Annotated in this window: 4 protein-coding genes; 3 read left to right on the plus strand and 1 reads right to left on the minus strand. The window is 64.2% G+C overall.

Going from position 1 to position 12,395, the window contains the following annotated elements:
• Window positions 1-98: 98 nt before the first annotated feature.
• From Thiosp_RS06980 to Thiosp_RS06990, 3 genes are all read left to right on the plus strand, one after another.
• Complete coding sequence (locus tag Thiosp_RS06980) at window positions 99-1,754, plus strand: methyl-accepting chemotaxis protein (RefSeq protein ID WP_201063501.1); 1,656 nt, start codon at window positions 99-101, stop codon at window positions 1,752-1,754.
• A 362-nt stretch (window positions 1,755-2,116) separates the two neighbouring features.
• Window positions 2,117-2,305, plus strand: a complete 189-nt coding sequence (locus Thiosp_RS06985; protein ID WP_201063502.1) for a Thivi_2564 family membrane protein — start codon at window positions 2,117-2,119, stop codon at window positions 2,303-2,305.
• A 104-nt stretch (window positions 2,306-2,409) separates the two neighbouring features.
• On the plus strand, window positions 2,410-11,262 hold the full coding sequence (locus Thiosp_RS06990; protein WP_201063504.1) for a GH36-type glycosyl hydrolase domain-containing protein: 8,853 nt from the start codon (window positions 2,410-2,412) through the stop codon (window positions 11,260-11,262).
• A gap of 459 nt (window positions 11,263-11,721) precedes the next feature.
• Here Thiosp_RS06990 and trhA read toward each other — a convergent pair whose 3' ends face one another.
• Window positions 11,722-12,336, minus strand: a complete 615-nt coding sequence (gene trhA / locus Thiosp_RS06995; RefSeq protein WP_201063511.1) for a PAQR family membrane homeostasis protein TrhA — start codon at window positions 12,334-12,336, stop codon at window positions 11,722-11,724.
• Window positions 12,337-12,395 lie beyond the last annotated feature (59 nt).

Genomic DNA, 12,395 nt, shown 5'->3' on the forward strand with positions numbered 1-12,395 from the left:
ATTTTGTTACCCTAGGGCTTCAGAAGAGCATCTCCAAAGTGCCGTTCAGCTGCATTAATGGCTTGTGACGTAAATTTTTGCCGGGAAGAGACTATCCAATGTGGAACAACCTGACGATTCGCACCCGCCTTATTGGCGTCATTGTTTCCCTTCTCATACTAGTGGGTGCCGCTGCGCTGTTTATATCCAGTCAGGGCGCCAGCCGGATGGGCTATGCGTTGGTGGACCACGCCCTGAAAATGAAAATTGAAGGGGACATCTGGTCCGCAAGCAACTATGTCGCTAACGAGTGGGGGACACTGCGTTTCATGGACGGCAAACTGGTCGACGCCCAAGGGCAGCCGATCAATGATCGCTCCGATGTGGTCGATACACTCAGTCAGGAGCTGGACGTCTTGGCGACGGTATTTGCCCGCGATGGCCGGGACTTCACCCGGGTGACCACCAATATTCTGTTGCCCAATGGACAGCGTGCCGTCGGTACGCGTCTGGGGCAGGATAGCTCGGCCTTCGCGCCGGTGTCTGCAGGTCAACGTTATATCGGCGAGGCGGAGATTTTGGGCATATCCCATCTCACCGTCTACGAGCCGATCAAGGATGCTGCCAATGACGTGATCGGCATCCTGTTCCTGGGCATTCCGCGGCAGCAGATCGACGCCATTGTCAGTCAGGGCGTTAGCAAAATGTTAACCAACCTGGTTCTTGGCGTCCTCTTGGTCATCGCGCTGGGCGTGGTCATCGCCGTCTTTATGGCCCAGTTGATCGTGGGGCCCGTGAAGCTCTTGTCGAATGCCTTGGGCGATATTTCCCAGGGCGAAGCCGATCTAACCCGGCAACTTGATGCCCGAGGCCGGGATGAGCTCTCAAGCCTTGCCAGCGCGTTCAACGAGTTTGTCGGCAAGAACCGCGAAATGATCCGTCAGGTGGGCGCCGCCGCCAGTCAACTGGGAGCAGCGGCGACAGAGCTGTCCAGCTCGACCGAGGAAACCCGTGAACAGGCTGGGCGCGAAAGTGCTGAAATCGATCAAGTCGCCACCGCGATCAATCAGATGACGGCGACGGTGCAGGAGGTATCCCGCAATGCCTCCGAAGCCGCGCGTGCCGCTGTCACCAGCAGTCAGGAAGCGACCACAGGGGAGACTGTGGTCCAGGAGACCATCACGACCATTGAGGCATTGGCACATCAGGTGGAAAACGCGGCTCAAGTCATGACGCGGTTGCACGCCGACAGTGAGAGCATCGGCAAGGTGCTCGATGTGATTCGCAGCATCGCCGAACAGACCAACCTGCTCGCGCTGAATGCGGCTATCGAGGCGGCCCGGGCCGGCGATCAGGGACGCGGCTTCGCCGTGGTCGCAGATGAGGTGCGCACGCTCGCCAGCCGCACGCAGGAATCCACCACGGAGATACAGGCCGTCATCGAGCGGCTGCAGACCGGGGCATCCAGCGCTGTGACGGTGATGGAGGAGGGGCGCGAAAAGGCCGGGCAGAGTGTGATCCAGGCGCGCAAGGCTGGTGACTCGCTCCAGGCCATCAGCACTGCGATCAACAATATCAGCGACATGAATAACCAAATCGCCAGCGCTGCCGAGGAACAATCCGCCGTGACCGAGGAAATTAACCAAAACATCAGCAACATTGCCCTTGCTGTGGAGCAGACTTCCTCCGGGTCCAACCAGATTGCGACCGCGAGTGACGAACTGTCCAGACTGGCCGCGGACCTGCAGAATTTGGTAGGACGCTTCAAGGTTTGATGGAGCGGACCACGGTAATCATCCGACCTGGTTAAACAGGTCGATCGCGCTGTTTTCCGGCCGCGAGTGACAGGCATCCCCGGGAACATCCCCGGGAACATCTCCGGGAACATCTCCGGGAACAGATCGCGGATGTGACAGAAGGGTCCACCGCGACTCGGGGAAGCTGACAATCACCTGATCCCACCGCGCCGCTGCCCGCGGCCATCCGGGAAACTCCCTGCCAGGGGATCGGGAAATCTCCCATCCGCCTATCGGGCGCCCACCTTTTCGATTCTTCTGTGCGCCAGCGAACAGAGGCTTTGCATGGCGATCATTATGCTTGTGCCTGTCCCGTGTTCCCTTCTGACAGGAAAGCCATCATGCCTTTGATTACATTAATCGTCACTCTTGCGGTCGTTGGACTCATTCTCTGGGCCATCAATACCTATCTGCCAATGGACGGAAAAATCAAGAAGATCTTGAACGTGGTTGTCGTGATCATCGTGATTCTCTGGCTGTTGCAAGTGTTTGGGCTCTTGCCATCGCTGTCGGCGATGCGGATCGGCTAGCCGATCGGCGAGCATGCAGCCCGCTGGCGCGCGCAATCCGCTGCGTCTCGGGCGGCATCGGCGAGACCCTCTCCTTCCATCCATCAACCCCGGAGACCGCGCACATGAATCCACTTAACAGGTCTCGGGGCGAGGTTTTCTTGGGGGTGAGGAACTGGGTGCATCCCTCTGGGGCGGCTGCTCCCGACACCGCCGACGAGGCACCCCTGCGCGGGGAATTGTTCAGCGGGGCGCAGATGGAGCAGCATGGCAAGGCGCTGGCCACCTCGCACCGTCTGATGCCTGGCCATCCGCCGGATCGGCTATTGGGGCGTCTGACGGAAAACGGCCGGGTCCTGGTCGATGTTTGTCGGTTGCTGATGGTCGCGGTGACCGAAAAGCGCCGGATCGCGCCGGCCGGGGAATGGCTGCTCGATAACTTTTATCTGATCGAGGAGCAGATTCGCACCGCCAAGCGGCATTTGCCCAAGGGCTATAGTCGCGAGCTGCCGCGGCTGCGCGACGGCCCCTCGGCGGGGCTGCCGCGGGTTTATGACTTGGCGCTGGAGATGATCGCCCATGGTGATGGGCGTGTGGACCCGGAGAACCTCAGCCGGTTCATCGCCGCCTATCAGAGCGTTACCATGCTGCGTCTGGGCGAGTTGTGGGCCGTTCCCATCATGCTGCGCCTGGCGTTGATCGAGAATCTTCGCCGGGTTGCGGCGCGGGTGGCAAGCAGTCGCGCGGATCAGAACCTGGCCGATGGCTGGGCGGATCGCATGTTGGCGATGGCCGACAGCGACCCGAAGAATCTGATCCTGGTGATCGCCGACATGGCGCGCTCCAATCCACCGATGTCCGGCGCTTTCGTCGCCGAACTGGCGCGCCGGCTGCAGGGGCGCAGCGCCGCACTGGCACTGCCGCTGACCTGGATTGAGCAGCAACTCGGCGAGTCCGGGCTCACCATCGAGCAACGGGTGCGCGCAGAGAACCAGCAGCAGGCGGCCGATCAGGTGTCCATCGGCAATAGCATTGGCAGTCTGCGCTCCCTCGGAGGGATGGACTGGCGCGAGCTGGTGGAGAGCATGAGCCTGGTCGAGCGCATCCTGCGCGAGGATCCGGCGGGCGTTTACGGGCGCATGGATTTTGCCTCCCGCGATCGCTACCGTCATGTGGTGGAGCGGATCGCCAAGCGCGGACGGCTGTCCGAAGTCGAGGTCGCACGCACGGCCATCGCGCTGGTGCGGGAGCGGGTTGCGCCGCACGAAGCAGACTTTGGCCCGTCCCCGGAAGCGCTCGTCTCGGCCCAAGCCCAGCCGGACGCCGGCCTGGCCCATGTCGGGGATGTTCTGATCGGTGGCGGACTGCCCGAGCTCGAAGAGCGCGCCGGGGTGCACCGCGCTGGGCTGGCGTGGAGGCCAAGACCGGGGAGCCCGGCGCCTCTGATGGCTTACCTGGGTGGGATTCTGGTGCTCACCACCGGCTTGTCCTGGGGGCTGCTGTCCCAGGCAGGTCCGACGCCCGGCTGGCTGTGGCCGTTCTTGGTGGCGGTGGCCGTGCTTGGCACCAGTCAATTGGCGGTGGCACTGGTGAATTGGCTCACCGGCCTGTTGACCACCCCCCGTCGGCTGCCGCGGCTGGATTATTCCGACGGCATCCCGCCGGAGGCGCGCACCCTGGTGGTAATCCCGACCCTGCTCGGCGACGCGCGCGGGATTGAGACTCTGCTTGAGGCGCTGGAAGTGCGCTTCCTGGCCAATCGCGACGCGCACCTGCATTTCGGGTTGCTGACGGATCTCCATGATGCGCCAAACGCGACGCTACCGGACGATCAGGCATTGATCGACCAAGCCGCGCGGGGCATTGTCGCGCTCAATGCCAAGTACCCCTGCGCGAGCGGCGATCACTTCTTTCTGTTTCATCGCCCGCGGCGCTGGAATCCGCAGGCCAGGGTGTGGATGGGCTACGAGCGCAAGCGCGGCAAGCTCATGGATCTGAACGCTCTGCTGCGCTTCGATCAGGACGCCGAGCCGCGCGTGTTTCTGGTCGATGCGGCGGCTGGCATTGGCCAGACCGCAGATTCCGACACGCGCTTCGCGCGCATCGTCGGCGACCGGCGACTGCTGGCGAACCTGCGCTATGTCATCACCCTGGATACCGACACCCAGCTGCCGCGCGACGCGGCGCGGGAGATGGTCGGTGCCATGGCGCATCCGCTCAATCAGCCGCGCTTCGACCCCGCGCTGGGGCGGGTGCGTGCAGGCTATGGCATCCTACAGCCACGTGTGGCGGTCAGCCTGCCCGGCTCGAATCGTTCGCGGTTCGCGCGTCTGCACGGGCAGGACGCTGGCATCGATCCCTACACCCAGGCGGTGTCGGATCTCTACCAGGATGGGTTCCAGGAAGGCTCCTTCATTGGCAAGGGCATCTACCAGATCGATGCCTTCGAGGAGGCGCTTGATGATCGCTTCCCCGAGAATCGCATCCTCAGTCACGATCTGCTCGAGGGCTGCTACGCGCGCTCCGGGCTGCTCTCCGATGTGCCTCTGTACGAAGACTATCCCGCCAGCTATCGCGCCGATGTGAGCCGCCGTCACCGCTGGATTCGCGGCGACTGGCAGATCGCCCAGTGGCTGCTGCCGCGCGTGCCCGGTCGCTTTGGGCGCTGGCAGCGAAATCCGATCTCCGCCCTGTCGCGCTGGAAGCTGGCCGACAACCTGCGCCGCAGCCTGGTGCCCGCAGCCCTGACCGCACTGCTGGTGCTGGGGCTGGTGTGGCTGGACGCCTCTGGCCTGTGGACCCTGGCGGTGCTTGGCATCCTGCTGATTCCACCGCTGCTGATCGCCTTGTTGGGGGTGCCGCGCAAACCCGGGGATCTGCACTGGCCGGCGCATCTGGCCGGCGTCGCGCGGGCCGCTGGTCAGCGCTTGACGCAGGCGCTCTTTAACCTGGCCTGCCTGCCCTACGAAGCCTACTTCAGCCTGGGTGCCGTGCTCCGCACCCTGTGGCGGCTGGTTGTGAGCCGGCGCCATATGCTCGACTGGACCTCCTCCGGCGAGCTGGCGCGCGCGGACGACCGGCTGGTCGCAGCTTACCGCACCATGTGGATTGCCCCGGCGACGGCGCTGCTCGCCGGCGTCGGCCTGGCGTGGCGGGAACCCACGGCCGGACTCATCCCTGCACTCATCGCCGCCCCCGTCCTTCTGGCCTGGCTGGCCGCGCCCCTGTTCGCCTGGTGGCTGAGCCGTCCGCTGGCGCGCCACGAAGCGCATCTAAGCGCTAGTCAAACCGCCTTTCTGCGGATCAGCGCGCGCAAGACCTGGGCCTTTTTCGAGACCTTCGTCGGGCCGGAGGATCATGGACTGCCGCCTGACAATGTGCAGGAGCAGCCGCTGGCCGCGGTGGCCCATCGTACCTCGCCGACCAACATGGGTTTGTCGTTGCTGGCAAATCTTGCCGCGCATGACTTCGGTTATTTGCCGACCGCAGGCCTGCTCGCGCGCACCGATGCGACGCTGCAGACCATGGCTGTGCTGCCGCGCCATCGCGGCCATTTCTTCAACTGGTACGACACCCAATCCCTCGAGCCGCTCGAACCTCGTTACATCTCCTCGGTCGATAGCGGCAACCTTGCCGCGCATCTGCTGACTCTGCAGGCAGGCCTGCTCGGGCTAATCGACGCCCCTATCCTGAATCCGCGCTGGCGCGATGGCCTCGGTGATACCTGGCAGGTGCTGATGGATCGGCTGGACGCCACCTCCGATCCTGATCAAGCGCAGGCGCTGATGGCGCCGCTTGAGCGCTTCGGCCAGGCCCTTGACGCCGCCAGCCGGACCCCGCCGATACGATTGAGCGAGGCGCATGCTCGTCTCGCGGAGCTGACGTTCCAGGCCGAGGCGGCGATGCAGGAAACCGATCCCGAATCCGCCGATGAGGTGACTGCCTGGACGCGACGCCTGGCCCGAGATAGCCGCGCGTTGCTGGAGGAGGTGCTGTTATTGGCGCCTTGGGTTGCCGCGGACGAGCGCGGGCTTGCTGGAGGGCTAGATGGCGAGAAGGATGACCTTGGCTTGACCTTGCGCCAACTGGCTGCGCTGGAGCCAAGCGCGGGAGATACCTCCAGTCAGTCGGCGCGCGCGCGCATCGGCGAGATCGAGCAACTGGCGCTCAGCGCCTGCAATCTGGCTTACGTGGACTACGACTTCCTGTTCGACGAGGCGCAGTCGCTGTTGTCTATCGGCTATCGGGTCGCCGAGCATCGGTGCGACGAGAGCTTCTACGATCTGCTGGCATCGGAGGCGCGGCTGGGCTATTTCGTCGCTATCGCCCAGGGTCAGTTGCCGCAGGAGAGCTGGTTCGCCCTTGGCCGTTTGCTCACCCGCGCCGGCGGCAACACCACGCTGCTGTCCTGGAGTGGCTCGATGTTCGAGTACCTGATGCCGCTGCTGGTGATGCCGAGCGAGGATAACACCCTGCTCGATCAGACTTATCGCACCGCCGTCGCCCGGCAGATCGCCTATGGCAAGGAAGGTGGCGTGCCCTGGGGCGTGTCGGAATCCGGCTACAACGGCGTCGATGCCCAGCTCAATTACCAGTACCGCGCCTTCGGCGTGCCGGGGCTGGGGCTCAAGCGCTGGCTGGCGGAGGATCGGGTGGTTGCACCCTATGCCTCAGCGCTCGCGCTGATGGTGGCGCCCGAGGCTGCCTGCCAGAATCTCCAGCGGCTTGCCGCCGATGGGCTGGCCGGGCCATTCGGTTTCTACGAGGCCATCGACTACACGCCCTCGCGGCTGCCGCGTGGGCGCACTAGCGCCGTGGTGCGCTCCTTCATGGCCCATCACCAGGGCATGACCTTGCTGTCGCTTGCCGCGCTGCTGCTCGATCGCCCGATGCAACGGCGCTTCGCCGCGGTGCCATCCTTCCAGGCCACCGCCCTGTTGCTGCAAGAGCGCATTCCCAAGACCACGGCGTTTTATTCCGACACCCACGGCGAAATCACCAGCGAACGCGCCAGCGACGGCGCGCTGGACTCGCCAATCCGCGTCATCGCCAGCCCCAACACCCCCTACCCCGAGGTGCAGTTGCTGTCGAACGGCCGCTACCATGTCATGGTGACCAATGCGGGCGGCGGCTACAGCCGCTGGCAGGACCTTGCCGTCACCCGCTGGCGCGAGGACAGTACGCGCGACCATTGGGGCAGCTTCTGCTATCTGCGCGATCTCGACAGCGGCGCGCTGTGGTCGAATGCTTACCATCCTACTCTGGCGACGGCGGATCGCTTCGAGGCCATCTTCTCCGAAGGCCGCGCCGAGTTCCGCCGCCGCGATCACCAGATCGACGCCTATACCGAGATCGTCGTCTCGCCGGAGGACGATCTTGAGCTGCGCCGGGTGCGCCTGACCAACCGCTCGCACCGCCGTCGGGTGATCGAGATCACCAGCTACAGCGAGATCGTGCTCGCCCCGCCCGCGGCCGATGCCCTGCATCCGGCCTTCAGCAATCTGTTCATGCAGACCGAGATCCTCCCCTCGGGCTCGGCAATCCTTGGCCACCGCCGACCGCGCTCGCAAGAGGAGACCTCGCCCTGGCTCTTCCATGCGCTGGTAGTGCGCGGGGACCCGGCGCCCGGAACTGGTGATCATGCCGAGGATGGTGCCGCAGATGATGCCGCGTTGGCCCCCTCCGCCGAGACTGATCGCGGGCGCTTCATCGGCCGCGATCGCACCCCCGCTACCCCGCTGGCAATGGAGACGCCCGGCGGCCTCGACGGTCGCGATGGCCCGGTGCTCGACCCCATGGTCGCCATCCGCCAGCGCCTGGTCCTGGATGCTGATCAGACCGTCACCATCGACCTGATCCTCGGTATCGGTGAAACGCGCGACCACGCCCTGGCGCTGGTAGAAAAATACCAGGACGCGCGCCTGGCCAATCGCGTCTTCGACCTGGCCTGGACCCACAGCCAGGTGGTGCTGCGCCAGCTCAATGCCACCCCGGCCGACACCCAGCTCTACAACCGCTTGGCCAGCTCGATGCTCTATGCCAATGCCTCGCTGCGCGCGGCGCCGGCCATTCTGGCGCAGAATCGCCGTGGCCAGTCCGGGCTCTGGAGCCATGCAGTCTCCGGTGATGTGCCCATCGTGCTGTGTCGGATCGCCGACCACGCCAACATCGCTCTGGTGCATCAGCTGGTGCAGGCGCACGCTTACTGGCGGCTGAAGGGGCTGACCGTGGATCTGGTGATCTGGAACGAGGATCGCGCCGGCTATCGTCAGCCGCTCCAGGAGCAGATTCTGGGGCTGATCGCCGCCGGCGTTGAGGCGCATGTGGTCGACCACCCCGGGGGTATCTTTATCCGCCCGGCCGATCAGATTTCGGACGAAGACCGCATTCTGTTCCAGACCGTGGCGCGTGCCATCTTGAGCGACGATCGCGGCACCCTGGCCGATCAGCTCAACCGGCGCGACCTGCGGGCAAACCGGATGCCAGCCTTCCAGCCCAGCGGCCGTCGGGCGAGCCAGCCACCGAGAACAGCCTCGCCGCGCCCAACCTTGCGCTTCGACAATGGCCTGGGTGGCTTCTCCAGCGACGGGCGCGAATACGTCATCACCACCGCGCCTGGCCAGACCACGCCGGCGCCCTGGGTGAACGTGCTGGCCAATGCCCATTTCGGGACCGTGGTTTCGGGCAACGGCGGGGCCTATACCTGGAGCGAGAACGCCCATGAGTTTCGGCTCACGCCCTGGCATAACGACCCGGTCAGCGACGTCAATGGGGAAGCCTTCTATCTGCGCGACGAGGTGAGTGGCCAGGTCTGGTCGCCCACCCCGAAGCCGGCCGGCGGCACGACGCCCTATGTCACGCGGCACGGCTTTGGCTACAGCGTCTTCGAGCACTGCGAGGCCGGTATCGCCTCGGAGCTGTGGGTTTATGTCGCTTTGGACGCACCGGTCAAATATATGGTGCTGAAGTTGCACAACTGTTCCGAGAAAGAGGATTTCGGGCAGACACGCCAGCTGTCGGTAACAGGCTATGTCGAATGGGTGCTCGGCGATCTGCGACCTAAGTCGGCGCTGCATGTCGTCACCGAGATCGACCCGAGCAGCGGTGCGCTCCTCGCGCGCAATCCCTACAACAGCGAGTTTGCCGATCGGCTGGCCTTTTTCGACCTGGACGATCCGGCTCGCACCCTGAGCGGCGATCGCCGCGAGTTCCTCGGACGCAACGGCACCCTCGGCCACCCCGAGGCGCTCACCCGTACCCGCCTTTCCGGTCGCGTCGGCCCGGGGCTGGATGCCTGCGGCGCGCTGCAGATGCGCCTCGAGCTCGCCCCCGGGCAGCGTCGCGAGATCGTCTTCCGGCTTGGCGTGATCGGCCGGCGAGGCGCCGATGATGCCAGCCTGCTAAGCCAGCCGCAGCGCGGAGCGGTCGCCGCCCGCGCGGCGCTGACGGCGGTGCGGGACTACTGGACGCGGACCCTGGGCGCGGTGCAGGTCGAGACCCCGGACCCGGCGCTCGACCTGCTAGCCAACGGTTGGTTGCTGTATCAGACCCTGGCCTGTCGGTTCTGGGCGCGCAGCGGCGCTTACCAGTCCGGCGGCGCCTTCGGCTTTCGCGATCAATTGCAGGATGCCATGGCACTCATCCATGCCGAGCCTAAGCAGGTGCGCGAGCACTTGCTGCGCGCAGCAGGGCGCCAGTTCCACGAGGGCGATGTCCAGCACTGGTGGCATCCGCCCTCCGGTCGCGGCGTGCGCACGCGCTGCTCGGATGATTATCTGTGGCTGCCGCTGGCAACCTGCCGGTATGTCCAGAGCACCGGTGACACCAGTGTGCTCGATGAGGCCGTCCCCTTCCTCGATGGCCGTCTGGTCAGTGGCGAGGACGATGGCTACTACGACTTGCCCGGCCAGAGCGACGAATCGGCCAGTCTCTACGACCACTGCGTTCGCGCTATCAATCACGGCCTGCGCATGGGCGAGCATGGCCTACCGCTGATCGGCTCGGGCGACTGGAACGACGGCATGAATCTGGTCGGCATCAAGGGCCGCGGCGAGAGCATCTGGCTTGGCTTCTTCCTGCATGAGGTGTTGCGCCAGTTCGGCACCCTGGCGAGCCAACGCGGCGACGCGTCCCTGGTCGCGCGCTGCGATGCAGAGGCTGGGCGCCTGCGCGAGAACCTTGAACAGCATGGCTGGGACGGCGACTGGTACCGGCGCGCTTACTTTGACGACGGCACCCCGCTTGGCTCCGCGACCAGTGCGGAATGCAGCATTGACTCCATCGCCCAGAGCTGGTCGGTGCTGTCAGGGGTCGCCGATCCCGGGCGCGCCCGCCAGGCCATGGATGCGCTCGATACCAACCTGGTGCGGCGCGACGCCCAGCTCATCCAGCTGCTCGCCCCGCCCTTCGACCAATCGTCGCTCGAGCCCGGCTACATCAAAGGCTATGTCCCCGGCGTGCGCGAGAACGGCGGCCAATACACCCATGCCGCCATCTGGGCCGCCATGGCCTTCGCTCGCCTGGGTGACCACAGGCGCGCCTGGGAGCTGTTTGCCATGATCAACCCGATCCAACATGGTCGCACCCCCGAGGACATCGCCACCTACAAGGTCGAGCCCTATGTGATCGCCGCCGATGTCTATGGCGTTGTGCCCCACATCGGCCGCGGCGGCTGGACCTGGTACACAGGCTCCGCCGGCTGGATGTATCGCCTTATCCTCGAATCCCTGCTCGGCCTGCACCTGGAGGGAGACAGCCTTCGCATCGCACCCTGCCTGCCGGAGGATTGGAACAGCTTCAAGCTCAGCTACCGCTATCGGGAGACCCCCTACAAAATAACGGTCACCCGAGTAGCCGAAGCGGACAGCGAAACGACGGTGATGCTCGATGGCATCCAGCAAACTGGCTTGACGATCCCCTTGGTCGACGACCGCCGCCAACACGGGGTCGAGGTCAATCTGCCGCGAACTGGTTCTTGAGGATCACCGATGTGGGCGAGAATCCGCTCGCCGGGCGCGTCCATTGTGCGTCACCGTACAGACAGCCGTCTCCTTATGGGGGATGCTGACAGCCAGACATCGAGATTGGATGTTAGGTGGCGTGCTGATAGACGGCTCTGTGTCGGGGCTCTAAATCAGGATGCTTTAGTTCAAATATTGCAGAACAAAATTAGGTAACGACAAATGAACAGCCTCTCGACAATGCCCCTTCTTAGCATGACGTTGGTGATGGTGATGCTCCTCGGACTCGTGGCTTGCAGCACAGCATCGAAGCATGAGCCGGCGCCAGCCGCCCCAGCTCCGATGTATGAGCCAAAACCAGATCGTAATTGATAACAAACTGGTTTTGCAGTTAATTTCTGTCAACTTGGGCTTGGGAGTTGAACAGTCCAAGTTGATGGGGAAGGGCGAGGTTGGGTCGGCCTGGGTCATCATCCATCACAGCAGCAGCATAATCGCGACATAGTGGCTGATGCTGCCTGCGAGTACGAACAGGTGCCAGATGCCATGACACGCCGGATACCGGTGATCGAGCACGTAGAAAAGGATTCCCGAGGTGTAGAAGATGCCGCCCACCAGCAGCCAGCGAAAGGCGACGGGGGGCAGGGCTGCAAGCACCGGCTTTAACGCGAACACACAGAGCCAGCCCATTAGGAGGTAGATGATCATGGAGATCACGCGCGGACCTCGGTGGGGCAGGGCGTCGAGGACAATGCCGAGCACCGCAAGCGCCCAAATCGTGCCAAACATCCACCAGCCGAGCGAACCTTTGAGCCCGACCAGCGCGAATGGCGTGTAGGTTCCTGCGATCAGCAGATAAATGGCTTGGTGGTCGAGTACCCGGAAGACCTGTTTTTTCCGCCCGCTCAGACTGTGATACAAGGTAGAGATCAGGTACAGCAGAAGAAGGGTGGCCGCGTAGATGCTGACGCTCACAATTGCGCTGGCATCGCCTCTTTTTGCCGCCAGGGTGATGAGTAGCGCGCCACCGATGAGCGCGAGGGTCGCGCCGATCAGATGACTGATGCTGTTGAACTTTTCGGTGGCTTGCATGCGGCCTCCCAGCGACCTCCCCAGTTTGAGTGAACAAGCCTCGAGCGTGAAATGCGGTT

The sequence above is a fragment of the Thiorhodovibrio litoralis genome (genome assembly GCF_033954455.1).
GTDB lineage: Bacteria > Pseudomonadota > Gammaproteobacteria > Chromatiales > Chromatiaceae > Thiorhodovibrio > Thiorhodovibrio litoralis.

Bases quoted from the DNA above. Each gene is read 5' to 3' on its own strand.
- Thiosp_RS06980 (WP_201063501.1), top strand. From the start codon at position 99: ATGTGGAACAACCTGACGATTCGCACCCGCCTTATTGGCGTCATTGTT.
- Thiosp_RS06985 (WP_201063502.1), top strand. From the start codon at position 2,117: ATGCCTTTGATTACATTAATCGTCACTCTTGCGGTCGTTGGACTCATT.
- Thiosp_RS06990 (WP_201063504.1), top strand. From the start codon at position 2,410: ATGAATCCACTTAACAGGTCTCGGGGCGAGGTTTTCTTGGGGGTGAGG.
- trhA (WP_201063511.1), bottom strand. From the start codon at position 12,336: ATGCAAGCCACCGAAAAGTTCAACAGCATCAGTCATCTGATCGGCGCG.